At 58.4% G+C, this 25,951-nt stretch carries 26 protein-coding genes; 17 read left to right on the forward strand and 9 right to left on the reverse strand.

The window, feature by feature from the left end:
- The 13 genes from G5229_RS19460 to G5229_RS19520 all read left to right on the forward strand — a co-directional run.
- Window positions 1-468, forward strand: a 468-nt coding sequence (locus G5229_RS19460) for a DUF4113 domain-containing protein (RefSeq protein ID WP_421210108.1), incomplete at its 5' end; no start/stop codon positions are given.
- Window positions 469-915: 447 nt separating this feature from the next.
- The gene (locus tag G5229_RS19465) at window positions 916-1,317 is read left to right on the forward strand and encodes a hypothetical protein (RefSeq protein WP_421210110.1); all 402 of its coding nucleotides are present in this window, start codon (window positions 916-918) and stop codon (window positions 1,315-1,317) included.
- A 76-nt stretch (window positions 1,318-1,393) separates the two neighbouring features.
- Complete coding sequence (locus tag G5229_RS19470; protein ID WP_236302973.1) at window positions 1,394-1,645, forward strand: hypothetical protein; 252 nt, start codon at window positions 1,394-1,396, stop codon at window positions 1,643-1,645.
- A 78-nt stretch (window positions 1,646-1,723) separates the two neighbouring features.
- Window positions 1,724-2,086 carry a hypothetical protein gene (locus G5229_RS19475; RefSeq protein WP_258720301.1) on the forward strand — a complete coding sequence of 121 codons (363 nt, stop codon included), beginning with the start codon at window positions 1,724-1,726 and terminating at the stop codon, window positions 2,084-2,086.
- The gene (locus tag G5229_RS19480) at window positions 2,083-2,298 is read left to right on the forward strand and encodes a hypothetical protein (RefSeq protein WP_069554008.1); all 216 of its coding nucleotides are present in this window, start codon (window positions 2,083-2,085) and stop codon (window positions 2,296-2,298) included. Before G5229_RS19475 ends, G5229_RS19480 begins: the two co-directional genes overlap by 4 nt.
- Window positions 2,298-2,624 (forward strand): type IV toxin-antitoxin system YeeU family antitoxin, encoded by a 327-nt coding sequence (locus G5229_RS19485; RefSeq protein ID WP_258720302.1) that lies wholly within the window; start codon window positions 2,298-2,300, stop codon window positions 2,622-2,624. Before G5229_RS19480 ends, G5229_RS19485 begins: the two co-directional genes overlap by 1 nt.
- Before the next feature lie 28 nt (window positions 2,625-2,652).
- Window positions 2,653-2,916 (forward strand): hypothetical protein, encoded by a 264-nt coding sequence (locus G5229_RS19490; protein WP_069554010.1) that lies wholly within the window; start codon window positions 2,653-2,655, stop codon window positions 2,914-2,916.
- 59 nt (window positions 2,917-2,975) lie between these two features.
- A complete protein-coding gene (locus G5229_RS19495; RefSeq protein WP_136501381.1) occupies window positions 2,976-3,902 on the forward strand; it encodes a DNA cytosine methyltransferase in 927 nt (308 codons plus the stop codon).
- Between the two features lie 173 nt (window positions 3,903-4,075).
- A complete protein-coding gene (locus tag G5229_RS19500; RefSeq protein ID WP_421210114.1) occupies window positions 4,076-5,530 on the forward strand; it encodes a DNA sulfur modification protein DndB in 1,455 nt (484 codons plus the stop codon).
- Window positions 5,531-5,618: 88 nt separating this feature from the next.
- Complete coding sequence (locus tag G5229_RS19505) at window positions 5,619-6,866, forward strand: AAA family ATPase (RefSeq protein ID WP_100653254.1); 1,248 nt, start codon at window positions 5,619-5,621, stop codon at window positions 6,864-6,866.
- 172 nt (window positions 6,867-7,038) lie between these two features.
- Window positions 7,039-9,012 carry a cobaltochelatase CobT-related protein gene (locus G5229_RS19510; RefSeq protein ID WP_421210116.1) on the forward strand — a complete coding sequence of 658 codons (1,974 nt, stop codon included), beginning with the start codon at window positions 7,039-7,041 and terminating at the stop codon, window positions 9,010-9,012.
- A gap of 201 nt (window positions 9,013-9,213) precedes the next feature.
- The gene (locus G5229_RS19515) at window positions 9,214-9,771 is read left to right on the forward strand and encodes a helix-turn-helix transcriptional regulator (RefSeq protein WP_258720305.1); all 558 of its coding nucleotides are present in this window, start codon (window positions 9,214-9,216) and stop codon (window positions 9,769-9,771) included.
- The gene (locus G5229_RS19520; RefSeq protein WP_064341948.1) at window positions 9,752-10,591 is read left to right on the forward strand and encodes a tyrosine-type recombinase/integrase; all 840 of its coding nucleotides are present in this window, start codon (window positions 9,752-9,754) and stop codon (window positions 10,589-10,591) included. Before G5229_RS19515 ends, G5229_RS19520 begins: the two co-directional genes overlap by 20 nt.
- Window positions 10,592-10,805: 214 nt before the next feature.
- Here G5229_RS19520 and G5229_RS19525 read toward each other — a convergent pair whose 3' ends face one another.
- Window positions 10,806-11,306: an SRPBCC family protein gene (locus G5229_RS19525; RefSeq protein WP_216953138.1), complete on the reverse strand. Its 501-nt coding sequence runs from the start codon at window positions 11,304-11,306 to the stop codon at window positions 10,806-10,808.
- A 155-nt stretch (window positions 11,307-11,461) separates the two neighbouring features.
- Here G5229_RS19525 and G5229_RS19530 point away from each other — a divergent pair, with 155 nt between their 5' ends.
- Window positions 11,462-11,884: a GNAT family N-acetyltransferase gene (locus G5229_RS19530; RefSeq protein ID WP_266134392.1), complete on the forward strand. Its 423-nt coding sequence runs from the start codon at window positions 11,462-11,464 to the stop codon at window positions 11,882-11,884.
- Window positions 11,885-12,038: 154 nt separating this feature from the next.
- Here G5229_RS19530 and G5229_RS19535 read toward each other — a convergent pair whose 3' ends face one another.
- The 3 genes from G5229_RS19535 to G5229_RS19545 all read right to left on the reverse strand — a co-directional run bounded on the left by G5229_RS19535 (window position 12,039) and on the right by G5229_RS19545 (window position 16,126).
- Window positions 12,039-13,565 (reverse strand): methyl-accepting chemotaxis protein, encoded by a 1,527-nt coding sequence (locus tag G5229_RS19535; RefSeq protein WP_421210118.1) that lies wholly within the window; start codon window positions 13,563-13,565, stop codon window positions 12,039-12,041.
- Between the two features lie 40 nt (window positions 13,566-13,605).
- A complete protein-coding gene (locus G5229_RS19540; protein WP_227342193.1) occupies window positions 13,606-14,337 on the reverse strand; it encodes a substrate-binding periplasmic protein in 732 nt (243 codons plus the stop codon).
- Between the two features lie 550 nt (window positions 14,338-14,887).
- The gene (locus tag G5229_RS19545) at window positions 14,888-16,126 is read right to left on the reverse strand and encodes a uracil-xanthine permease family protein (RefSeq protein WP_005347636.1); all 1,239 of its coding nucleotides are present in this window, start codon (window positions 16,124-16,126) and stop codon (window positions 14,888-14,890) included.
- Window positions 16,127-16,432: 306 nt separating this feature from the next.
- On the opposite strand from G5229_RS19545, the gene G5229_RS19550 reads away from it, so the two are divergent.
- Complete coding sequence (locus G5229_RS19550) at window positions 16,433-17,623, forward strand: hypothetical protein (RefSeq protein WP_421210120.1); 1,191 nt, start codon at window positions 16,433-16,435, stop codon at window positions 17,621-17,623.
- Complete coding sequence (locus tag G5229_RS19555; RefSeq protein ID WP_216953134.1) at window positions 17,620-17,961, forward strand: RT0821/Lpp0805 family surface protein; 342 nt, start codon at window positions 17,620-17,622, stop codon at window positions 17,959-17,961. The genes G5229_RS19550 and G5229_RS19555 overlap by 4 nt, the downstream gene beginning before the upstream one ends.
- 87 nt (window positions 17,962-18,048) lie before the next feature.
- On the opposite strand, the gene G5229_RS19560 is transcribed toward G5229_RS19555, so the two are convergent.
- Window positions 18,049-19,764 (reverse strand): NAD-dependent malic enzyme, encoded by a 1,716-nt coding sequence (locus tag G5229_RS19560; protein WP_216953133.1) that lies wholly within the window; start codon window positions 19,762-19,764, stop codon window positions 18,049-18,051.
- Between the two features lie 275 nt (window positions 19,765-20,039).
- Here G5229_RS19560 and G5229_RS19565 point away from each other — a divergent pair, with 275 nt between their 5' ends.
- Window positions 20,040-20,804 (forward strand): substrate-binding periplasmic protein, encoded by a 765-nt coding sequence (locus G5229_RS19565; protein ID WP_421210123.1) that lies wholly within the window; start codon window positions 20,040-20,042, stop codon window positions 20,802-20,804.
- An 87-nt stretch (window positions 20,805-20,891) separates the two neighbouring features.
- Here G5229_RS19565 and G5229_RS19570 read toward each other — a convergent pair whose 3' ends face one another.
- From G5229_RS19570 to G5229_RS19585, 4 genes are all read right to left on the reverse strand, one after another.
- Window positions 20,892-21,302, reverse strand: a complete 411-nt coding sequence (locus G5229_RS19570; protein ID WP_013723543.1) for a hypothetical protein — start codon at window positions 21,300-21,302, stop codon at window positions 20,892-20,894.
- A gap of 159 nt (window positions 21,303-21,461) precedes the next feature.
- Window positions 21,462-22,433 (reverse strand): formate dehydrogenase subunit gamma, encoded by a 972-nt coding sequence (locus G5229_RS19575; RefSeq protein ID WP_216953131.1) that lies wholly within the window; start codon window positions 22,431-22,433, stop codon window positions 21,462-21,464.
- A complete protein-coding gene (gene fdh3B / locus G5229_RS19580; RefSeq protein ID WP_005334799.1) occupies window positions 22,430-23,056 on the reverse strand; it encodes a formate dehydrogenase FDH3 subunit beta in 627 nt (208 codons plus the stop codon). Before fdh3B ends, G5229_RS19575 begins: the two co-directional genes overlap by 4 nt.
- 4 nt (window positions 23,057-23,060) lie before the next feature.
- Window positions 23,061-25,937 (reverse strand): formate dehydrogenase subunit alpha, encoded by a 2,877-nt coding sequence (locus G5229_RS19585; RefSeq protein ID WP_421210125.1) that lies wholly within the window; start codon window positions 25,935-25,937, stop codon window positions 23,061-23,063.
- Window positions 25,938-25,951: the final 14 nt, after the last annotated feature.

The following is a 25,951-nucleotide window of genomic DNA, read 5'->3' on the forward strand; positions in this document are numbered from 1 at the left end:
GCGTTGTCAGGCTTTATGGCTCGCGCAGCCGAGAAGCTGCGGGCCGAGGGGATGTGTTGCCAGCGGGTGCACCTGTTCGTGCGAACCAGCCCCTTTGATGAACGAGCGCCTTACTACAGTGAGCAGGCTGGCGTCCGGCTGGTCTGCCCTAGCGATGATACCCGGTTGCTGCTGCAGCAAGTGAACGTGCTGCTACCGCAGATTTGGCGCGACGGTTACCGTTATCAGAAGGGGGGAGTCATGCTGAGTGAGTTCACCCCCAAGGGGCAGCAACAGGCCGATCTGTTTGCCCCGTCCTCCGCTCAATCAGATGCGCTGATGGCAGTGATGGACCAGATCAAAGCCAAGGGATTGGGGCGCGTAGGCTTTGCCAGCCAAGGTATGGGTTCGCCTGAGTGGATGATGCGACAAGAGCACCTGAGCCCCTGCTACACCACCCGCTGGGAGGACCTGCCGGTGGCGAGGTAACCAAGGCACAATGAGGCCGCTACTTGGCCGCAATAGGACGTTTTGGAAAAGTGCTGCGAATGTAAGCGGGGCCCGGTGACGACTTCTAACTGCGCGGCGGCGGGGTCGTCCTCCCCCCCCTCCTTTTTTCCGACCCTCTCCCCCCCCTTTTTTTGTGTTCGCGGGCTTCTTTTTTCTTTTATCGGGCCAAACCCATCGTTAACTAATTGATTATAAAGACCAATACGTTTCCTATCATAGGAAACACACCCTCTCTCAATGATGGCTTTTATCTATTGAAATCAAGAGATTCAACGCTATTTTCGATATTACCCCACCCCACAAATAGCCCCATACAGATCCCCATAACTTGGCGAATTGCCTGACTACCCCCTAAAGGGGGTATTAAATCTTGGGGCGACCGGCTCGGATAGTCCGACCGGATTTACTTCGACCATGGAGGTCGCTATGAACACCGTCGCTACTACCGCTATGACTGCCCAAGAACTCCACGCCGCCATCGTAGATGGCACCGTCAGCGTAACCGAGGCCAAGGCTGTGCTCCGTGCCCGCATCGCCAAGGCCGAGGCCGAAGGCCGCAAGCCACGCGCTCCGAGCGTCCAACTCCTGAAGGAGTTGGAAGACCTCAAGCCACGCGCCAAGCCAACGGCAGCTACGCTGCCCAATCCCGTGGACGCCCTCAAGGCAGCCAAGCCTGCGAAGCAGGCACCGGCCAAGGCCGCTGACGCCAACGCGGATGCGTTGAGCAACGAGCAACTGCTCGACCTGCTCCGCGAACGCGCCGCGTCAGACAAGTCCTTCCTGTCCAGCGTTGGGATGCTGTTCGTCGAACTCACCCAAGCCAAGTAATCCACACCCGCAATACACCGGCCCTCACGCGACAGCGTGGGGGCTTTTTTTATGCCCAAACCAAAAGGTACGCACCATGAGCCTCTTCGCACTCAACATGATCGCACTGTCCATGATCGCCCTGACCTGCATCGTTGCCCCGTTCAACGCACATGCTGCCGAGCTGCCACCGCAGCCCACGGCTGCACCCATGATTGGCCATCTTGAACCCGTGCAACCAACACCCGTTGAGCGCCCTGACCAACCCGAGATCGTCCTCGATATGGTTGCGCTCAATGAATCCATCGTGAGTGAGGCACTGGCAACCATCAAGGATGCCAAGCAATAACGCGAGAGATAACGCTCACACATCCCCCGTGAGGCAGCCCTAATGTGGCTGCCTTTTTTCGTTTCAAGGAGAAACACCATGATCGAGTTCAACGATTCATTCAGCCAAGCCGCAGTAGCCGAAGCCCTGCGAGCACACGAAAGCCTGCAAGAGATCGTCAACGTCAACCTGAAAGTGCGTGGTTGGGAGTACGACTATGACGAGACCGGCAAGCGCACCAGTCCACCGCACATCAAGCCCGTGCCAACGATGTTCAAAACCACCCTCTACGTGAACCCGAACGACATGATGGGCAACCTGCCCCGTGAGATTGGCTTTGCGTGGTGGGAGCGCCAGTGCAACGAGCATGGCTACCCCGTGGGTGAATGGAAACGCACCATCGTGGGTGCCTACTTCAACCACGGCACCAATGAGCAACCGAACTGGGGGAGCCACACATGAAAGTCAGAGTCACCGCCCGCTTCAAGGGCAAGGTTGTCGAGACCGCAGTGATGTCAATCGAGGCGCTGATAGAGCGCCTTATTGATGCCAACGAGGTGGCCAAGTGCATGGGTATCCGTGAGCAACTGGCCGACTACAACAAGACAAGCGTGGTGCGCTTTACCCAGTGCGTAAGGGGCAGGCGCTACACCATGACAGCGAGGAAAGAGTGATGAGCATCTTCGAGGGACACACATGGGGGTTGAACACCCCCAATCTGCCCCGCCTTGGGGCTCGGGCCATCCTGCATCGGGGAAGCGTGGACTTCCTGGGCGACCGTGCCGGTGTCTACGGTGAGCCAAGTGAAGAGTGGCAAGCCGAGTGCGACAAGGTGTTGCCGCACTTCCTCAAGCAGCTGACCAAGATGGCCAAGGCATACCAGATATGCACCGACATGGACGAGGTATTCCGCCTCGAACACAAGGGCTGGGTGTGTGAGGCCAGCCCAAGGCGTAGCTATGGCTACCTCTACATCGACATCTACCGCCCCGCTACTTAGCGGGGTTTCTGTTTCAAGGAGAGACAACATGGCCAAGATAACCTTTCGCGCCAAGGTGAATGACGGGTACGTGAAGATCCCCAAGCTGGGCCGTCAGCACTGCGACATGAATGCGTTCCACTTTCACCCACGTTACGGGGCATACAGCAACTCAACGCTGTTCCCGCAGATGCTGGCCCGCATTGCCAGCGACCTGACCAAGGGCACCGGCCACCTTAACGTAGCCAAGCTGCCCGCCAACGTGGAAGTGGACACATCCAAGTTCCTCGCCACCGTGACCATCGAGGTGTGAACCTCACCCAACCCCAACGCCCCTCACATGAGGGGCTTTTTGTTTCACGGAGAAACATCATGTTCAAACCAACTGTTCACTCTTACTTCTCAGGCGCTGGCCTGATGGACACCGGCCTGATCTTCGGTGGCCTGCCTATCACTCGCTCGTTCGAGTTAGATCCGCTAGCCTGCAAGGTGCAGGCTGCCAACTTGGGCGACCACGTTGAGAACGTGGACGTGACCCAGCTGTGTGTGACTGGCCAAGGTGAAGCCGATGTGATCATCGGCACCTACCCATGCACCAAGTACAGCAACATTGCCGACATCAAGGGCACCCGCACGGGTGACGACTTGTTCCTCCACTTCTTCCGCCACATTGCGTTGATGCGGCCCGAGGTGTACGTGGTCGAGAACGTACCTGGGATGACCAAGTTTCCGGTGGTGATGGAGGCCATGACCCAGTTGCCGGACTACTACGTGACCACGTTCAACCCAGTGCGGGCCGAGCACATGGTTCCCCAACGCCGTGACCGGCTGATCATCATGGGCAGTCGCCGCCCGTTCACATGGAACGCCCCCGACAAGGGCAAGGTGCCAAGCCTGATGTCGCTGTTAGAACGTGACCCCGAGATAGTCATCCCGCCCTCGGTCTATGCCCGCCTCAACGGGCAGTACCGTGACAAGCCAATCATCAGCGACCCCTTTAAGGGTGACATCGCACCCACCTGCCTAGCCCACTATGCCAAGGACAAGGGCACACGACTGGTGATAGACCCAGTGACCCGCAAGCCGCGTCCTTACACGGTTCGTGAGTACGCAAGGTTGATGGGGTTGCCCGACTTCTTCACCTTTGACGCACCCGACAGCGATGCCTATCGCATGATTGGCAACGGCGTTGTGTTCCACAAGGGCGTGTGGGTGGCGAATGAGATCGTGAGGTATTTTTCTCACTCCCATCGACAATCAAGACCACTCACAAGAGCTGCTTCACATCAGAACGTCTGAAAGATACCCCTTGGTTTTCTCTGACTCCTTCTCATTAACTTTCTCACGCTTCATTCGCGCAAAAAAGAGACCCTAAAGGGTCTCTTAAAATCTTGGGCTGACCAATCCGGTCGGCCCTCTTAATGGGGTCGGTTCCTTTGGGGACTGGCCCTTTTCACATCTGGAGAAATGCTATGAACGCAAAAGTAGAAACCACCCTGTACGCCAACATCACCGACCTGTTCGACATCCTCAAGGACTTCAACAAGGCCAAGGTCAGACTGACCGGTCGGGGTGCCACCAAGGATGTCATGGGATGGAGCCGCACGGCGAGTGAGCACGTTTGCTTTGGCTCGGTGACAGGGCGCACCACCGAGCAGAGCTTGCGTATGCACCTGTCGAACCTGCTGAACGAGGACATCGACCACCTCAAGCAGGAAGTGGCGCATAAGGGCTATGACGCCGTGCTGTCCACCGTCAAGGCGAACCTCTTGGTGTTCAAGGGGCAAGCCAAGCACACCGCCCTGGGTCAGTTGGACGAGCTGCAATCCAAGAGCTTTATGGAGGCAGTGGGCGCACTTCCGCAGCCGACTGAGGGGGTGAGCGAAGCGAACGCCCCGAAGGAGGCGGAGGCCAAGGGGGACGAGTGGGTATTCAACGTGCCCGCCTTGCGTGGGTTGCAGGGGGGCCGTGCTTACTACGCCGTGACCATGCCCTATCGGGTACTCGCCCGACTGTTGCAGATCCAGACCGGCTTTGCCGCTATCGAGCGAGCCCAACGTGAAGTGAACAAGTCTCGGGTGACTGACCTTGTGGACTACATGGGCCAAGCAGGATACGCCCTGCCAGCCCTGACTGGGTGTGTCGAGGGGAGGGCCGAGTTTACCGGCGACCACATGGGCACACTCGCCATCGACATGGGAGCCAAGATCTTGCTGGCTGATGGCCAACATCGGGCGAGTGCAATCGTCAACAAGGTGGAGGGTGACGCCGCGCTTGCGGGTGAGTCAGTAATCATCCAGTTGTATACCGGCCTCACCTTGGACGAACGGCAGCAGCTGTTCTCTGACCTCAACAGCAAGGCGGTCAAGCCGAACGCCTCGATCAACAACCTCTACAACCACCGCAAGGATGGCAGCCAAGTGGCTCGGGCCGTGGCCAACGCCGTGTTCCCTGGGCTTATCGACTTCGAGCGCACCACCTGTGGTGGCCGCAGTGAGTACCTGTACCCGTTCAAGACGCTCATTGATGCCAACAACGTGCTGATGAACAAGCGTGATGGTGAAGCGTGGAGCGCCGAGGACAAGGTTGAAGCCCTCAAGATCTGGGCGTTGATCATGAAGCGGGTGCCGGTCACAACCGCAGCCGGTTCAGGGGATAACGTGGCCAAGCTGCGTGAAGGCTCGGTGCTCGGCACTGCCGTGGGCCTGATGGTGCTGGTCTGGGTAGCCAAGGTGCTGATGGAACAGGAGGGATTGAACGGGCTCACTCACCTGCGTAAAGCCGACTGGGACAAGGGTTGGTTCGGTTGGCAGGGCAACGTGATGTTGGGGGCCAAGATGATCAAGAACGGCAGCAGTATCAAGGATGGTGCCCGCGCCGTGTTAAGCCTGCTTGATATGCCTGTAACGGGTGTGTCCGGTAATTGACGATACCCTAAGTCATTTTTGTTGCCTTTCAAAGGGTCAAAGAGTTTTCAACATTGGTCGGATCATTTACGGATGTGAGGAAAGCCGCATGACAACCTCAAATGAATCAAAAAAAGAACCAGCCGCAGTCGCCTCGTTAATCATTGAAGCCAGCAAGCACGTCAACAAATCGTGGCAGGAGCTGGCTCATTTGGCGTCCAACTGGATGGTTGCCCAAGGGCTGGAGACACCGATAAGCCAGCAGGATCTCGCCTCGCTGGCAGCTTGCATGATGTTCACCGGCAAGCCCAAAGCCCCTGACGCTGGCGACCGTGACTCGTTCTTCGAGTTCATCGGTGTGAAGCAGAAGCCCAAGGAGGACTTGGGCGCTGGGGTGGCGGTGGAGATAGACGGGTGCAAGGGTATGCTGCGTTACCGTCTGGCCAAGGACATGTTCGATACCACGCTACGTGTCCCGATACCCACCATTGAATGGGCTGACCAAGCCCCGCACTCCGTCCCCCAGATCAATCCCTTCTACGAAGTCACCCCCGTCTTTCACGATGTCTTGACCGCCATGGCTATGGGCTTTCGCTCATGGCTGTTCGGTCATACCGGCACCGGAAAGACGGCGGCTATCAGGGAGATCTGCGCACGGTGCAGCTTGCCGCTGGTGCGGATCAACTTCGATTCGGAAATGACCCGTGCTGACCTCGTTGGCAAGACCGAGTTGCTCAACGATGGCGGCACGACCGTGAGCCGGTTCATTGAGGGTGTGCTGCCCCGTGCTCTCCCGCACGTTGGGGTAGTGCTGCTCGATGAACTGGACTTCATCCGGCCCGACCTCGCCTACGTCATGCAGGCGGTGCTGGAGGGGGATGAACTGGTGCTGACCGGTGATAACGGTCGCCGTGTACCGGTGCATCCGCAGTGCTGGATAGTGGCCGCAGCGAATACCTGTGGCCAAGGGGATGATGTCGGCCTGTACCGAGGGGCGCGTGAGCAGTCCGCCGCATTCCTCAACCGGTTCCAGACCTTCATCGACTTTGAATACATGGAGTGGCCCAAGGAGGCAGCCTTGCTGGAGCGTGAGACCAGCCTGCCTACCCACATCTGCGAGAAGCTGTGCCTGTATGCCAAGGAGCATCGGGAAGCGTTCGGCAGGCGTGAGGTGCTCACTCCGATCTCGTACCGCCAGTTGGTCACGATGGCCAACCGGATGATGTTCATGTCCCGACATGCAGGCGTCTTGCCGCAGGACGGAGTATGGGAGGCCATGGAGTTGGTGGTCTTCAATGCCATGCCTGCACATGAGCGCGTCAAGATGACGGGCATCGCACAACGGTTAAGCATCTAAGGAGGATGTGATGGGTTAAAGCGACATTTCTAACCTGCCCGTGTGGCCGGTCATCCTTCGACTGGGGGGACGGGTACTACACCCGTTCCATTGGTAAGGCGAAACGAATGTAACCGAGCGGTAGCAACGGGGGCCAAGACGGCCCCCTTTTTTATGTCATGGAGATATGAAAATGAACTCGACCGATCTGGTAATTGAGTGCAACGCGATAGCCCGCGTGTTGGGCAGATCGCAGGTGCGCGTAGAGTTTGCAGGGAGTGAGGCGTGGAATGACGGCTCCCTGATCCGCCTGCCCGAGATAGCTGCGGGCAAGGTAAGTGACGACAAGGTAGCGATGATGCGTGGCTATACCGACCATGAGACTGCGCACTCGCTGTTTACTGACTTTGAGTTTTTCCGGCAACACGACAAGACCAAGGCCGACCAGATCAACTATCTGGAAGACCCACGGATCGAGGCGGCCTACCAGCAGCAGTACCCTGGGGCGTGGAGTAGCTTGAACGCCATGCGTCATGTGTCGGCGCAACTCCAGCTTGATGCACTGGCCAAGGTGCCGCCGCATCTGCTCGACTGGGGACTGCTGATCTTCGGGGCGGTCAAGTGGACGGCCTCGCAGATGATGGGCCACGGTGGTGACGTACAGCGGGCGCTGGTTGCCATGATACCGGAGCACTACCGGCCACTGGCCAGCGAGTTTGCGACCCGCTCGATGGCGGCCAAGAGTACCCAAGAGATAGCGGCGCTCGTTGACGAACTGTGTGAGCGGCTCAATTTTGAGCCGGAGCCACAGAAAGCGCCTGAACGCGAGCAGGAGCCAAGCGAAGGGGATGACAAGGACGAGGACGAGGGCGAGGATGGGCAGGAAGGGCAGCCCAAGGGCGTTGGTGAGGACGGAGAAGGTGACGAGGGCCAAGAGGATGGCGGGGCGTCTGGTGGCCAAGGAGAACAGCAAGCGCCGCTCATTGACGAGGCGGCCATCCTGAGCGGCATGGCCAGCCGTGAGGTGGGCTTGCCCAAGTTCAACCTCCAGCTGTTCGAGTACAAGCACGATGACGCCCACGTCTGCGGCGTAGCCTTCTCGGCCAAGGAGAAGGTCGCCATCAGTCCGATGGGTTCCCATGCCAAGAGCATCCTCAAACGTGCGCTGATAGGCGTTGATGACAGCCGCTGGCTGGGTGGCCGTGTCCATGGCCTGCTCGATGCCAACGACTTGGTGCGGGCCTACCAAGGCGAGGATGACGTTTACCGGCAGCGCACCAAAGACCCCGAGCTTGATACCGCCGTCACCCTGCTGATTGACATGAGTTCCAGCATGAGGGGCGAACGGATTGAGTGGGCCACCAAGACGGCGTTGATGCTGGGTGATGCGCTCGACTCGCTGGGTGTGCCACTGTCGATCCTGGGTCACACCACCATGGCCCTGCACAACTACACCCTCTACCCAAAGGCCGATGTGGATCAGGTGTTCGCATTTGCCAACGACAACCGCCACCCCCAGCTTGCTGCCTTCAAGTTCCAGAACGCCGACCAGACCGGACGGAAGTTGAAGGGCGGGCGCTCGGGTAAGGTGGTTGAGAGGCTGGCCATCAAGGCGTATGAGCGGTATCAGCTGGGCCACTCACTCAACGCGGACGAGGTGTACGGCCTCGGCTGCGCGTTGACGAGTGCCCCAGGGTATATCTCATCCGACCCGTTGGTGGTGTTTAATTTGTTAGGGTTCGGGGTGAGGATCAGAAACGCCCGAGATGTGATCGAAAGGTTGCCCTATTTAGTGGGTGTGTACGGAGCCAATAACATCGACAACCGCGCTATTGAGTTTGCTGCCAATCAGATTGGGAAGTGTAAGCAGAAGCGCAAGATACTTTTAATGTTATGTGATGGCATTCCATATGCGCGTGGGGCACTTTCTAACTTATTGAATTCCTGTACCTATAACACCCTAGCTAATGTGTCCACCCTTGGTATCAAGGTGATCACTTTCGGCTTTGGTTCAACAAGTGTTAAAGGATGTACCCATTATGATGTAACATCAGGCTCAATCGGGCAGATAGAAAAAACAGTCCTTTTTGTTGTCAATGAAGTGCTAAAAACATCATACCCTCGCCATTCCCCGAGCAGAACTGGTGCAGTGGAGACAACCATATGAAAGCTAGACCGGCATATAGGATTAGGTTGAACTGGATTAGGATGGCTCCTGCACATAGAAGAAGTCTCGTTAAGAACCCAAACTGGTGGGTGCTTGTCGCCCAGCGGGTGAAGTCAGGCGTGAAAATCGAGGATGCTATCAGCCAAGTGGAGAGTGAGTGCGAGGCTAGACTCGCGGCTCGCAAGGCAAATGGAGATTAATATGGATAGTTTAGAGATTGAGCGGATCTTGCATCAGTTTCAAGGCCTGGAGCTACAGAACCGCATTTTGGAAAAGAAGTTTAATAACTTACAAAACGAACATCAGAAGACACTTGATGTAATCGAATCGCTTAAATCGAACCTCGCTGAATTACAACTGCAACTTGCATCATTTGGTATTGCACCATCGCACGACAATGAATCGCTACGAGAACTCAGCGACCTGACTCCACGCCAACACGTTATCCTTCAATTATTTATTGAAGGATTTAACTACGACCAGATGGCTCACCGGATCGGGGTCTCGATTAACACAATCAAGACTCAGGCCAAGGCCATCCGTACCAAGTGGGGCGTGGACAACCGATCCGACCTGATATTCAAGGCCCGCCGTGCCATCGGTAGCGTGGCTGACAATGTGTATGTCGAGATCAGTGGTGGGTTGCCGAAGAACTGGGGTGAAGAGTTCGCTCACCTAGCCAAGGATGCAGACCCACATAACGTGTTGTACCGGCCAAGTAAGGGAAGAGGTGCTGGACATGAAGACGAAGAAGATTGATGGCAAAGAGTTGGCGACCATGAAGGACGCCGCCCTTTGCTACCTATCCGATAAGGAACGGTCAAGATCGACCACTCATATCGTCTCGAAGCTGGCCCCTTTTTGGGGCCAGTTTCGTTTGGTTGATGTGAACCAGCGGACGATGGATGACTACGCCAAGGGGCTGGTCGGGATGGCCCAAGCAACCAAGGCGCGGATGTGCAGGCAGGCCCGCACGGTCTACCTGTACGGGTGCCGTGAGTTTGACCTCGCACCCAAGGGGATCAAGGTGCCGACCGAGGGCAAGCACTGCGCCGAATTTCTGACCAAGCCTGAACTGGCCAAGTTGTTGGAGGGGCTGACGGATGAAGCCAGGGCCATTGCGACCTTCATGGTCTATACCGGCGCACGGTATTGCGAGGCCCGACTGGTAGAGGTGGATGACCTCAAGCAGATGGGTACGGCGTTGATGTGCCGATTACGCCACAGGAAGGGCAGCGAGACGCTTTGGCGCGAACGCTGGGTGCCGGTGCATCCGAAGGTACAGGAAGAGATTAAGCAGCACGGTAGCGTCTCTGGTGCGCTCTGGCGCAATGGCCAAGGGAACCGCTGGCACAAGGACGCGACTGCGCTACGCAAGCAGATGAAGCGGGTAGCAGCCAAGCTCGGGTTCGAGGCTCGGCCCCATGTGCTGCGGCATACCTTCGGGACGCTACTGGCCAATGAGGGGGGAGACCTGCGGATACTGGCGGAACTGATGGGCCATGCCAGCTTGCAGCAGACCCGAACCTACATCAATGCAGGGAATCAGGAGGCCGCCGCGCTGGTCGGGAAATTGTGATGGGTCACATTTCTGGTCATGGCTGTGACCATTGTTGTGACCATGCATGACCATACGTGACCACGGGCTAGTTAAATAGCGCAGTGGTCAAATCTGGTCATGTCTACTACAGTTTATTAAGCCGATACAAGCAGTTAGGTGAGGGTGGCATTGCGAAGCCTGAACTGTTTCAACCGGCCTTTTGGCCGGTTTTTTTTATCTCTGTGCCCCGAAATTACTGGGACAACGCCTTCAGCTGTGCCTTGTCGGGCGGGTTGTTCCAGTCGATGGGGCCGTGGGTAAAGCGGTACTGCAGCCGTGGCAGGCTGGTCTCCAGCCACTCTTCCCTAAAGTAGGCATACCCCTGATTCCAGTCAGGATCATTGGCCCAACCGGTTTGCAGGAAGTAGAGGCGAGTGCCCTGCCCTTCCGGCACAAAGCGCAGACAAACCTGAGTCTTCTGCTGACGAATATGGGGCAGACTGGGCGGAAAATTCCAGCTAAAGCTGAGCAAATCATAGGGCATGACGGCCATGACCCTGCACCCTTCACTGCCCCGTTCACCCAGTGGAGCATCCGGCCTGAAGTAGATTTCGAAGGGGCCATTCGGTTCGGCTACCATCAAACACTCGGGAGCCAGAAAACTGCGCAGACCACTCTCTGTCGTCCAGGCGTGCCACACGTCATCGATATGAGCCGGAACAAAAATGTTGCCTTCAATCTGTTTATTGTCCATAAATCAACAATCCTCACGCCATCCATACAGGGGACTTCGGCAGTATAGCCCCATGACAAATGTATTGGACAGCCCTTAATCACACCCTTGTCATTTGCCCCAGATAACCTTGCCCGCGTGCAACAGGGAACAGTGACCGCCCTTGGGAGAGCATGATGATCAGGCGCATGGAAGAACGTGATATCACCCCGCTGGCCAAGCTGTTTTTACAAGGCCGCAGACAAACCTTTCACTGGGTAGACCCCTCCCTGTTTCACCTGGATGACTTTATCGAGCAGACCCGGGGAGAAGAGATATGGGTGGCTGAGCGAGGGGGGACGCTCTGCGGATTTATCGCCGTATGGCAACCCGATCACTTTGTGCATCATTTGTACGTTGCGAGCGACTGGCATGGTCAGGGGATTGGGCGAGCGCTGCTCGAACATGGTCTGGCAAATAATCCCCGCACGGCATCACTCAAGGTGGCAACCCGCAATACGGCGGCCGTGGCCTTCTATCATCGGCTTGGCTGGCAGCATGGCGACGAGACCGGGTACTGCGAGCTCACCGGTCCCTGGTGCAAGCTTTGTCGTGAGTAGACAACAGCTCTCCAGACTGTCATGCATGGGCCCGTAAAGGGAAAATATCGATCCGGGATTGCATGGCAGAATATGAGAACACCACGACCCCCGTTGCGCGCGTGATCGCGACCACCGCTCGCACCGAGGATCCCACGCAGGGCGTATGTGCTCTCTAGACCCGAAACAGCTTGAGCAGGGTATCGAGCTGACCGGAGAGCTGGCGCAAATCGCTGCTGGCTTCAGCCACTTGCACCACCCTGGCCGCGCTCTCGCTATTGAGGGTGGCAATCCGGTTCACGCTATGGCTCACCGCCTCTGCTACCGAGTGTTGCTCTTCCGAGGCTTGGGCAATATACATGTTCATCTCGCGGATCAGACTGACCTGGTTTTTAATTTTCTCCACCGATACCTGTACATCGGCGGCTTCGGCGCCCGCACGAGAGGCCTGCTCCTGGCTCAACTGCATCCCGGCACCGACATTCTGGGTCGCCTGTTGCAGCCGTTTGATGCTGGCACTGATCTCTTCGGTCGACTGACGAGTGCGCCCCGAGAGGGTTCGCACTTCATCGGCCACCACCGCAAAACCGCGCCCCTGATCCCCAGCCCTCGCCGCCTCGATGGCGGCATTGAGCGCCAGCAGATTGGTCTGCTCGGCAATACCATTGATCACTTCGATAATATTGCCGATGCTGCTGCTCTCGGTAGAGAGGGAGCGCATCAGCCCCGCCACCCGTTCCACCTCTCCCACCAGCTGGTGAATCGCCTGATTGGCATGACCGGCCAGATTGTAGCCCTGTTCGACATAAAGGTTGGCCTCATCGGTCGCCGTAGCAGTCTTCACTGCATTACCTGCCACCTCCTGCACCGCCTGGCTCATCTCGGTAATGGCAGTCGCGACCTGATCCAGCTCCAGTTGCTGGGCATCACTGGCGCCCCGAGTATCCGCCGCAAGGGTGTCACAACGTTCCGCGGTCTGCAGCACGCCAGCAGAGAGCTCGTTGATTTCGGCCACCATCTCCTGAAGCTTGGCAATAAAGTGATTGATGTTGGTGGCCAGCGCGCCCATCTCATCCTGACGGAGGATCTTGAGACGCCGGGTCAGATCCCCCTCTCCCCTGGCCAAATCGAACACCGCCAGATTCATCTGATGAAGTGGTCTCAGCACATTGCGATGAATGAGTACCATCAACAAGGCAATGATACAGATATCAAGTACCAGGATCTGCCAGACAGTGGTGATCAACTGCTGGCGCAAGTTGGCCTGAATGGCCGCATCACTGGTTTCGACCAGCAATCTGGCCACGGTATTTTTCTGGCCGCTGTCGTCGTAGACCAGATCATACCCCCCATAGGCCGCCGTATCGGCGGGTATGGCCGTTACAGGGGAAATAGTGCCCGCTGCATCGCGGGCAAACCCGGCCACCAGCTTCTCCTTGTTGACCACCAGCAGTGTGCTGAGCATATCGGCCGCCAGCTCGGATTTGAGCGATGCCTCGATAAAGGCCGACTCATAATTCCACAAAGGGCCAGGCAAGGAGAGCTGCAGTCGCTTGATCGCCTGCTCGACCAGCTGAGCCTGTTTGCTGTAGCTCTCTTCCCTCACCGAGCTGTAGTTATAACCACCAAACAGTACCAGTAGCAGACTCACCGAGAGGGAAGTCAGTACGGCAATCCTGAACTTCAGACTTTTCCAATCCATGACTTCCTCCCGGTATTAACGGCAGCAGGAACAGTACAACTTACTGGTACTTGGCGTTGATTTTCTCGATGGTGCCGTCGGCTTTCATGGCTGCCAGAACCTCGTTGAGCTTGTTGATGAGTTCATCGGGCGTATCCTTGTTAAACGCCAAACTCATCTGGGTTTCCTTGAACACGAAGACCGGCTTGGGTGAGGCAACCTTCTCCTTGCTGGCCAGATAGGGCGCCAGATACTGGCCGGTTGCCCAGAGATCGATACGACCGGCCTCCAGTTTTTTCACGTTGGCGGTGTCATTGGCTGCCAGCTGCAACTTGGCAAATCCCTGTGCCTTAAGATACTCGGCTGCCGCATCACCGTTGTAGCCCCCCACCGAATACTGCTTGGCCTCTTCCAGTGAAGAGACTGTGATATTGGCCGTCGAGCTGGAGAAGAACACCCAGTTGTTATTGACCAGCGGCCCCACCCATTTGAACAGCGCCTCACGCTCCGGGGTACGAGTCGTGGAGTAGAGTGCGGTGTTGGGAGTGCTGAGGGTATCTTCATACGCCCGCTTCCAGGGCATCAGGGTCAGCTTGTATTCGACGCCGGCACGCTTGAGCAGCTCTTCGACCACCTCGGTCGATAGCCCGACAATCTTGCCCCCCTCCCCCTGCATGTTGAACGGAGGGTAATCCTCGGTCATCACGTTCAGTGGCGCAGCCTGAACTGCGCTTATCGCCATCATGGAAGAGACTGAAAAAATTGCACTTTTCCACAGCAGTTGATAGTTCATTGCAACCTCGCTTTGCTTGCCATTCATCCCTGAACATCCGCCGTTACCGATGGCGGTGCACATCTGACCCGCTGGGGTCATGCCGGCTTTCACGGCTCGCCGCCCACCCATGTGCAGCAGCAAACAGATCCGGATTTTGCCAGTGCGCAACGAAACGCAATCGGCGGGGGAGGCTCACGACAAATCGAGGTGGAAACATGCCAGGGCAGCATGAGGGGAGTGTGGAGGGGGCGGATAAACCTCTGCCATACAACAGCGCTGTGGCGAAGCAGAAGCGCATCGTTTAATGACCAGGGTCTGGGAGAGAAATGATAGAAAACGCCAACATCCATTTTCCCATACTGCTCGAGGAGACCTCAGAGCCAAACCTGTCCTTTAGCTAAGGTCACGAAAAGAGATACGTCAAATGAGAGTGCTAACCCCCTCATCTACTTCCAAATTAGATTCCAGATGAGCTCCGCAGAGCCGAAAAGTGGCGCGAGAGAACCGAAACAGAGAAGACCACCGCGAGGTGGCCTTCTACAAGTTAACGATGAACGTCTGGCGATACTCAATCCTTGGCGGCGTCCATCACACCTTCTTCGGAGTGCGCAGGCAGGATCAGGTTGAGCAGGATGGCGGCAACGGAGGCCAGGCCAACACCGGCCAGCGCGAAGTCGCCAATCTTCATCTCCAGCGCACCGACACCGACAGTAAGAGTCACGGCGACGATGGCGATATTGCGCGACAGTCCCAGATCCACCTTGGATTCCACCAGCGTCTTGAGACCGATGGCAGCGATGGATCCGAACAGCAGCAGCATGATACCGCCCATCACCGGCATCGGGATGGAGGTGAGCAACGCATTGAACTTGCCGAAGAAGGCCAGAATGATGGCAAACACCGCAGCCCAGGTCATGGTGACCGGATTGAAGTTGCGAGTGATCATCACGGCACCGGTCACTTCGGCGTAGGTGGTCACGGGTGGGCCACCGATGAAACCGGCGAAGCAGACTCCGATACCGTCACCGGCCAGCGTACGATGCAAACCCGGATCCTTGGTGTAATCCTTGCCAGTCACGCCACCAATCGCCAACACGCCACCGATATGCTCGATACAGGGGGCGATGGCTACCGGCAACATGAACAACGCAGCAGCCCAGTTGATCTCCGGGGTTTCGAAGTGGGGCAGCGCCAGCCAGGGGGCGTTCACCATGCCATCGAAACTCACCTGGCCCATGAACACCGCCGAGACATAACCGGCAATCACACCGCACAGGATGGGGATCAGCTTGATCCACCCCTTGCAGAACACAGCTGCAATCAGGGTGACCGCCAGCGAGATACCGGCCAGCGTCAGCGCAGTCCCCGCAGGAACCACCTGCTCACCACCGGCGCGGCCCATCGCCATGTTGCAGGCAACCTGCGCCACAGAAAGACCGATCACCATGATCACCGGGCCAATCACCACCGGGGGCAGCAATTTGTGCACAAAACCCATCCCTTTTGCCCGGATCAGCGCAGCCAGAATGAAATACATGAAACCGGCGGCAAACAGGCCAAACATGGTGGATGGCAATCCCCAAGTCTGGGTGGCGTAGATGATGGGAGCGATAAAGGCAAAGCTGGAACCGAGGAAAATCGGGACCTGGCGGCGGGTGCAGAGCTGGAACAACAGGGTGCCCACACCGGCGCCAAGCAGGGCCATGGAGGGGTTCAGTCCGGTGAGCAGGGGCACCAGAACCATGGCACCGAAGGCGACAAACAGGATTTGCAGCCCGGCGACACTTTGCTTGACTAAGGAAAACATGGATGTCCTTAATTTTTTGATAACTGATGGGGATATTTATCACTTTTCAGTCATCACAAGACTTTTTCAAGGCACAAAATGAACACAAATGCGTCACCTGTTACCTTTTACTGCTTGGGAAGGGCATGAAACTAGCTTTTTAGGCGGGATTCGTTGCTACAAGCATCGAGTATGCGATTTTACGCATTATTGTGACGAACGCCAATCGTTTTTCCATCATGTTTATTGTGTTCATGGTCAAAAATGCCGCCACCAGGGGCGCGCTCTATAATGGATCCTGTGAATCAAGATGGACAAGGAGTCCCCATGTCACAGCCCCCATTCAAGGCCAGCCAGCGCAGATTGCTGATCGGCTCGGCCATCGCTCTCGCCCTGTTTGCGAACCCGTTCAGTTATGATTTCGCCCACAATGAGTGGCAAATGAATCAGGCCTATGCCAAGTCCTGCTTTATCGCCGGCACTCGCATCACGATGGCCGATGGCTCCACCCGCCCCATAGAGACGCTCCGGGTCGGTGAACGAGTGCTGGATCAACACGGCGGCAGTAACCGGATCCTGGCGATCGAACGGGTCATACTGGGCAAGCGCAGACTCTACGGGATCAATGATCTGCCCCCATTCTTTACCGCAGAGCACCCTCTGCTGACCACGCAGGGCTGGGCGGCCATCTCACCGGCCATGACCCGAACCGAAAACCCGCAACTGGCGGTGCTGCCGCTATTTACCGGCATGCAGATAATGTGTCGCCCGGCACCTGTCATGGTGGCGGGCAATCTGGCCCTGCAACCCCAGCCGGAATTACTGCTGGTTGAGTCACTCTGCTGGATCGAGGCGTCTCCCACTACCGCACTCTTCAATCTGCTGCTCGATGGCAGCCACAGCTACATCGCCAATGAGCTGATCGTTCACAACAAAGATGGCGATGGTGGCAGTGGGGGCAGCAGTGGTGGTGGCGACAGCGGTGGAGGCAGCGATAGCGGTGGAGGCAGCGATAGCGGTGGAGGCAGCGACAGCGGCGGCGGCAGCGACAGCGGCGGCGGCAGCGACAGCGATGGGGGCAGCAACAGCGGCGGTGGCAGCGACAGCGATGGGGGCAGCGATGACAGTGGCGGCCAGGGCGAGCATGCCGGCGGAGAGCAGCATGGTGGAGGTGAACGGCATGCTGGTGGAGAAAAACATGCAGGGGGAGAACGCCATGGGGGTGGCCGCGGGTTTGGCAATGGCGTTGATGACAACGGCGTAGATGCCGTCGATGCCAACGGCAACAAGCTCAGGGGGGATGGAACCATCGATGACAACGGTGTGGATGCTGTCGATGCCAACGGCAACAAACTAAGAGGTGATGGCACGGTCGATGACAACGGTGTGGATGCTGTCGATGCCAACGGCAACAAACTAAGAGGTGACGGCACGGTCGATGATCGCCAGCAAGTGCTTACCGATGAGCAGGAGCGGGTGCTGCTCAACAACGGTTTTCGCCAACAGGGGCAACCATGATGCGATATCTGTTACCACTCCTCCTGCTCGGCCTCACTGGCTGCGCCACGGTCGACACTCCGCCGCTTTACCATCAGATGGATAAGGCAGATGTTCAACTGGCCAATCAGGCCCTTGCCAAGGCGCTGGAAACCCGTACCAAAGGGCAGAGCCTCACCTGGTTCAATCCGGCTAATCGTCACTCGGGCAGCGTCACGCCGCTACGCACCTTCCGCCATGCCAGCGGGGAGTGGTGTCGCGACTATCGCGAGCAACTCTATATCGGCCAGGCCAGTCAGCAGTGGCAGGATACCGCCTGTCGCAATCAGCAAGGGCGCTGGCGACCATTGCGAACTTAGTGAATGCCACGGGGTAAACGAAAGGGGGTAGCAGCGCTACCCCCTTGTCATCTTTACCGACCCTTTATCGGGGCGGTGAATACGCGGTTATACCCGACGATAGGGCAGGTAAACCGGCTCCCACATGTGGTTGAGGATATGCTGATGCAGATCCTGCCCGATCAGCGGGTGGGACGGATCCCGACGCACGATATCCTTGAGCACGGCGGTAGCCACATGCACCGAGATGTTGCGCAGTTCGCGAATACGCGGATAGACGGCTCCCTTGGCCAGATCCTCTTCGCTTACGCACTCGGCCAGCGCAAAGGCGGCGGTGGTGAAGATATCCGGGCTGATCTCGCGGATCTGGCTGACGATGGCCGCCAGACCTACACCGGGGAAGATAAAGACGTTGTTGCCCTGCCCCACCCGGAACTCCTGCCCCTCGTAGCTCACGTCCTTGAAGGGACTACCGGTCGCCACGATCGCCTTGCCCTTGCTCCAGCGGTAGATATCCTCCGGCAGCGCTTCACAGTTGGCGGTCGGGTTGGAGAGCGGGAACACCATGGGGCGCTCGCAATGCTGCAGCATCAGCTGGATGTGTTCTTCCTGGAAGGCACCGCCCGAGCCACTGGTACCCAGCAACACGGTAATGGGCACATGACGCAGTACATCGGCAAGATTGGCCTTGCCGGGCACCTCGGTGTCCCAGCCTGCCAGCAGCAGCCCCGGTTTGGCGTAACGACGCTTGTACTCGTCAAGTCCCTCGCGGTTGTCGCACACCAGCCCCTGGGTATCCAGGATGTAGATGCGATCCCGCGCGGCCTGCGGATCCATCCCCTCACGGATCATCCCCGCGCAGATCTGATCCGCGACACCAACCCCGCCAGCGCCAGCGCCATAGACCAGATAGTTCTGCTGGCCCAGGGTCTCCCCCTTGACCTTGACCGCGCCTATGATACCGGCCAGCACCACGGCACCGGTGCCCTGAATGTCATCGTTGAATGACGGCAGTGCCTGCTGGTAGCGGGCCAGATTGTTGAAGGCGTTGGATTTGCTGAAGTCTTCCCACTGCAGCACGGCGTTGGGGAAGTGGCGCTTGACCCCCTGCACGAACTTGTCGATGAACTCTTCGTACTCCTTGCCACGAATACGCTTGTGGGGGCGGCCCAGATACATGGGATCATCGAGCAGTTTCTGGTTGTCGGTGCCCACATCCAGCGCGATGGGCATGCAGCAGGCGGGGTGAATACCGGCCCCAAGGGTATAGAGCGCCAGCTTGCCGATGGGGATCCCCATGCCGCCAACACCCTGGTCGCCGATCCCCAGAATGCCCTGGCTGTCGGTGACGACTATGATGCGGATCGATTTGGCATCGAAGTGACGGGCCTGACTGCCCATATCATCTACGTTGTCCGGGGTGATGTAGAGGCCGCGCGGCTTCTGGAAGCGGTGGCTGAACTCCTGGCACGCCTTGCCCACGGTCGGGGTATAGATGTAGGGAGTCATCTCCTCCACATGGCGTGACAACAGGGCATAGAAGAGAGTCTCGTTGCGATCCTGCAGAGCACGCAGGTTCTGGTACTTCTCGATATCGCTGCAAGCGCTCTTGAACCCCTCATACACTCGCTCGAGCTGGGCTTCAAAGGTTTGTACCTGAGGCGGCAGCAAACCATCGAGATCAAAATCGGCCCGCTCCTGTTCGGTAAAGGCCGTGCCCTTGTTGAGGTATCGATTGTTAAGCAGATCAGTGCCGGTCAGTGCAACGGGGCGAAAATCCTCTCCCTGTGCATCTTTCCACAGCAGATATTGTCCGGTAGCCATAGTCATTCTCTTTGATTTACGTGAAATTGCCGTTCGGCAGGAGAGCAAGACTCATAATGAAATCAATCATATGACGTTTACTCGATCGGTTTTGTGAGCTTGGGCATACCCTGTGGCCAAAATCCGCTCATCTCGCTCCCCGAGTGATAAATATCCACGGAGAGGAATGAGACTCATGCTAGCATTGCGATCAATTCCGCAACGTTTCACCATGCCGCAGCCGGGAGTGACCTGATGCCCTCGACTTTTTCAGCCAGCTTTTGCCTCCTCTCGCCATGCGTCTGATACTGCTCCTTGCCCTGTCACAACTGCTTGCCTGCAAGTCAGCTCTCGCCGCACAAGGGAGAGAACTGAACATCATCGTGGGTGAATGGCCCCCTTTCGTCTCCGAGCAGTCAAAACAGCACGGTCCCGTGGCCCACCTTATCAGCGATCTGTTCAAGGAGGCGGGCTATGAGGTGAAGTTCCACTTCGCCCCCTGGGGCCGGGTCTATTCGCTGGCGGCCAACAGCCAGCTCTACGACGCCACCGCCGTCTGGATGCACAAACCGGAGCGGGAGCAGGATTTTCTGTTCAGCGAAGCGGTGCTGCAGGAGCAGTTTGTCTTCTTCTCCCTCAAATCACGGCAGCTGCAAGCCGAGCGCCTTGAGCAGATCATCGGCATGCGGTTGGGGGGCGATATCGCCTATAGCTACGGGCCAGATCTGGACAAGATGGTGGTCGATGGCAAGGTAACCCAACAGAAAGTCACCGACGTGAAACAGAATTTCGGCAAGCTGCTGCGCGGGCGGATCGACCTCTATCCGCAAGAGCTGCGAGTCGGTCTGGCCGAGTTGCAGAGCCAGCTCGACCCCGCCAGCGCGGCACTCATCACCCACAGTCAGACCCCTTTTCTGCGCAACGACAGCTTCGTGATGTTCCCGCGCAAAATGCCGGATTCAGCCAAACTGCGGGATCAGTTCAATCAGCAGTTGCAGCAGGCCATCGCCAGCGGACGTTATAAGCGCTACTTCGAGCGGCTGGCCCGGGGGGGCTATTAACCTTGGCGAGGCAAAAACAGAGGGGATAAAACAACGGTGGCGGCCCTTTGTGGCCGCCACCTCTGTGATGCTTGTCAGCTGCTGGCATTAGCCGCTGATGCCCACCTCCAGCTTGAACGGCGTCTTGGCCTTGCTGCTCTCGGCCGCCCCCATCTGGTAGACCCGAATGGTATAAGTGCCCTTGGCGGGCAGGGTTGCCTCAAAGTTGTTCCCTTCCGTAGAGCCGATAAACATCGCCTCCCCCTTGCTGCCCGGCGGCAGAATATTGAAGTAGGGCTTGCCGGTCAGGATCACCACCATGCTCTGGCCCTTGTTGGCCGTCAGCTTGTAATCGAGGGTCTGGCTACCTTGAATGGTGCCGTTGATGGTTGCCCCTGACTCCCCCTTCTTGAACTGCACCTGCTGGGTCTTGATCCCGTCAGCCGCCTGCGCCACGCCCGCAATACCACCGAATAGCGCAGATGCACATACCGCTGCCAGCCATGCTTTTCTCATCATTTGTCATCCCTTGTGTGAATGGAACCCCTGTTACTGTTGCTCAAGGTGGCCCAAAAAACCATCGCCGTTTGCGGCATCGCTCAATCAATTTGCCATCACCATCGACCCGCCATCAAAAGGGGCGCCGCAGCGCCCCTTCTCTTTACTCTTTGTCGACCATCAGCTTGATTTGCCCGCCTTGGGCTCATCGAGAGTGTGTTTCACCTCTTCATACCAGAGGTCGTGGTGCTCCTTGGCCCAGGTCTCGTCCACCTCGCCGGTCACCATCCCCTCCAGCGCCCCTTCCAGCTGGAACAGACCCATGTAGATATGGAAGATAAAGCCGCAGATAAGGATCAAGGCGCCTACGATATGGATAAAGCTGGCCCACTCCATCTGACGGCGCAGCTGGCCGAAGATGGGGAAGTCGAGGAACAGCCCGGTCGCCACGACGATGCCGCCAAACCAGATCAGTAGCCAGAAGATCGCCTTCTCGCCGCCGTTGGAGAAGCCCGCCGAGGGGTGACTTCCCTTGTGCTTACCGAGCATGCCGCCAAACTTCATGAACCACTGCACATCCACCATATTGACGATGTTGTGGCGGAACCACTTGATGAGTACCCCCATCAGGCAGAGGAAGAAGAGCGGCCCCATATAGTTGTGGAACACCTTGGCAAACCAGATCCAGTTCTCCCACACCCCGAGGCTCACCACCGGCTTGATGAAGTACTTGCCGTAGATGATGGCCAGCCCCGACCCGGAGAGGGTCAGGAACATGGCCGCCGTGGTCCAGTGCAGCGCCCGATCCAGCCGACTCCAGCGCTTGAGCTTGCGCCCGGTGCGCGGTTTGGAGAGCTTGGTCTGCCCCACCACCAGATACATCAGGCCACACATGGCGAGCGACCCGAAAATGGCGATGGCACCGAGCGGCGACACCCACTTGGTCTTCACCTCGAACCAGAGCTGGCCCGGCACCGAGATAAGCACCCCGTGCTCCGGCGAGCGGGAGGTGGTCACCCCCTCCTGCCCATCCTTCACCGCACGCCAGTAATCGGCGCCGGCAAAGCCGACCGCCTCTTTCTCGGCATCGGCGAAACTTGCGGTACTCACCAGCAGCAGGGCAGCAAACAGGGCCATTAGCCAGGTTTTCATGCCGCCCCTCCCTGCTTGTTCAGCTTGCTGGCATCGTGGAACAGCTCATCGCCATTACCCCAAGCCGCATCCTTGGCACCGCGATAGGCAACCCGCTCGCGGAAGATGTCGGAGATCACCTGCGCATCCCCCGCCAGCAGCGCCTTGGTGGAGCAGAGCTCGGCACACATCGGCAGCTTGCCTTCGGCGATGCGGTTGGCACCGTACTTCTGGCGCTCCGCTTCGCTGTGATCCTCTTCCGGGCCACCGGCGCAGAATGTGCACTTGTCCATCTTGCCCCGATCGCCAAAGGCGGCGGTCTTAGGGAACTGGGGCGCCCCGAACGGGCAGGCAAATAGGCAGTAGCCGCAACCGATGCAGAGATCCTTGTTGTGCAGCACTATGCCGTCGTCGGTGTGATAGAAGCAGTCGGCCGGGCAGACCGCCATGCAGGGGGCATCGGTGCAGTGCATGCAGGCGACCGAGATGGAGGTCTCCCCCGGTAGGCCGTCGTTGAGGGTCACCACCCGGCGGCGCTGGATGCCCCACTCCAGGGCATCGTCGTTCTCGTTCTTGCACGCCGTCACACAGCCGTTGCATTCGATGCAGCGCTTTGTGTCACACATGAATTTCATTCTGGCCATGGGATCAGGCTCCTACTTTGCGAAAACGGCACAGGGTGACCTTGGTCTCCTGCATCTGGGTGACCGGGTCATAACCATAGGTGGTGACTATGTTGACCGACTCCCCCAGCACATAGGGGTCAGACCCTTCCGGATACTTGGATCGCAGATCCTTGCCCTCGAAGTGGCCGCCGAAGTGGAACGGCATAAAGGCGAGCCCCGGTTTGACCCGCGGGGTCACCAGCGCCTTCACCTTGACCCGGCCCCCTTCCGGCCCCTCGACCCACACATCCTGACCGTCGCGCACGCCGACGTCATTGGCATCCGCTGGGTTCATCTCGACGAACATCTCCTGCTGCAATTCAGCCAGCCAGGGGTTGGAGCGGGTCTCGTCGCCGCCCCCCTCGTATTCGACCAGACGGCCGGAGGTGAGGATGATGGGGAACTCCTTGCTGACATCCTTCTCCTGCACCGAGGCGTACTGGGTCGGCAGGCGCCACAGGCTCTTCGAATCAGGCCAGGTGGCGTAGTCGGCCAGCAAGTCGCGGCGCGGGGTGTAGAGCGGCTCGCGGTGCTTGGGCACCTGATCCGGGAAGGTCCACACCACGCAGCGCGCCTTGGCGTTGCCGTAAGGGACGAAGCCGTGCTTGATGGCGACCCGCTGGATACCGCCGGAGAGATCGGTCTTCCAGTTCTTGCCCTCGGCCTCTTTCTTCTCGGCCTCGGTCAGCTCATCCCACCAGCCGAGCTGTTTCATCAAGTCGGCGGTGATCTCGGGATAACCGTCTTCCACCTCGCTCCCTTTCGGCCAGGAGTCTTCGGCGAGCAGCGAGACGCCCTGATACTCGATGCCGAAGCGGGCGCGGAAACCGCCACCCCCTTCCGAGACCGGAATGCTGGTGTCGTAGAGGATATGGCTGCCGGGATGTTTCATCTCCGGGGTGCCCCAGCAGGGCCACGGCAGACCGTACACTTCGCCACTGACCGGGCCGCCCTCGGCCTTGAGGTTGGTCTTGTGGAAGGTGTGCCAGTTCTGCTGGTGCGCCTTGAGCCGCTCCGGGCTCTGGCCGGTGTAGCCCACGCTCCACATGCCGCGGTTGTATTCGCGGGTGATGTCTTCCAAGAGCGGCTGGTTGTTCTCTACCTTGATGTGCTTGAACAGCTGGTCGGCAAAACCTAGCTTCTTGCTCAGCAGATACATGATCTCGTGGTCGACCTTGGATTCGAACAGGGGTTCTATCACCTTGTCACGCCACTGCATGGAGCGGTTGGTGGCGGTGACGGAACCATAGGTCTCGAACTGGGTGGTGGCCGGCAGCAGGTAGACGCCGTCGGTGCGATCGTTCATCACCGAGGCGACGGTGGGGTACGGGTCGACAATCACCATCATGTCGAGCTTTTGCATCGCCTTCTTCATCTCGGGGCCACGAGTCTGGGAGTTGACCGCATGGCCCCAGTAGAACATGGCGCGGATGTTGGAGCCCTGCTCGATGAGATCGGCATTTTCCAGCACCCCATCCACCCAGCGTGAGACCGGAATGCCGTTGTTGTTCATCGGCAACTTGCCGTTGTAGGCCTTGTTGTCGAAACGGGCCTTGATCCACTCGTAATCGACATCCCACACCCGGGCCCAGTGCTTCCAGGAGCCCTCTTCCAACCCGTAGTAGCCGGGCAGGGAGTCGGAGGTGACGCCAAAGTCGGTGGCGCCCTGCACGTTGTCGTGACCGCGGAAGATGTTGGTGCCCGCCCCGCTCTTGCCCACGTTGCCGAGGGCCAGTTCGAGGATGCAGTAAGCGCGGGTGTTGTTGTTGCCTGTGGTGTGCTGGGTACCGCCCATGCACCAGACCACGCAGCCGGGACGGTTGTCGGCCAGCAGCTTGGCGGCGCCATAGACCTGCTGTTCGTTGAGGCCGGTTACCCGCTCCACTTCGGCCGGAGTCCAGCGCGCCACCTCTTTTTGCACCTCGTCCATGCCATAGACGCGGGTGCGGATGAACTCTTTGTCTTCCCAGCCGTTCTTGAAGATGTGCCAGAGCATGCCCCAGATAAAGGCGACGTCGGTGCCCGGGCGCAATGAGAGGTACATGTCAGCCTTGGCGGCGGTGCGGGTGCGGCGCGGGTCGACCACCAGGATCTTGCAGCCGTTGCGCTCTTTCGCCAGCAGGATGTGCTGCATGGCGACCGGGTGGGCCTCCGCCGGGTTGGAGCCGATAAACATGATCGACTTGCTGTTGTGCATGTCGTTCAGGCTGTTGGTCATGGCACCGTAGCCCCAGGTGTTGGCGACGCCAGCGACCGTGGTGGAGTGGCAGATCCGCGCCTGGTGATCCACGTTGTTGGTGCCCCACAGGGACGCCATCTTGCGAAACAGGTAGGCCTGCTCGTTGGAGTGCTTGGCCGAGCCGAGCCAGTAGACGCTGTCGGGGCCGGACTCCTTGCGCAGACGCAGCACCTCGTTGCCCACCTCTTCGATGGCCTGATCCCAGCTGATGCGCTGCCACTTGCCACCCACCAGCTTCATCGGGTACTTGAGGCGACGCTCACCGTGGCCGTGCTCGCGCAGAGCCGCCCCCTTGGCGCAGTGACCGCCAAGGTTGAAGGGGTGATCGAAAGCCGGCTCCTGACCGGTCCAGACGCCGTTCTGCACCTCGGCATAGACGCCGCAGCCCACCGAGCAGTGGGAACAGATGGTACGCTTCACCTCGACCGGCACCTCGGCGGCGACGGTTTTGGCCTCGGCCCGCTGCATCATGGCTGGGGCCAGCCAACCGGCGGCCACGGCGCCACCGGCCACCAGACCGGAGTTGACCATAAAGGCGCGGCGAGTCAGCCCCTGACCGCGAATGGCCTGATTGCCCTGCTCGCCCGCCTGGGGCTGCTCGGCACGTTTTGTCAGTTTCATGAGTTCTCCTTCAC

The organism is Aeromonas sp. 602396 (assembly GCF_049173735.1).
Taxonomy (GTDB): domain Bacteria; phylum Pseudomonadota; class Gammaproteobacteria; order Enterobacterales; family Aeromonadaceae; genus Aeromonas; species Aeromonas veronii_A.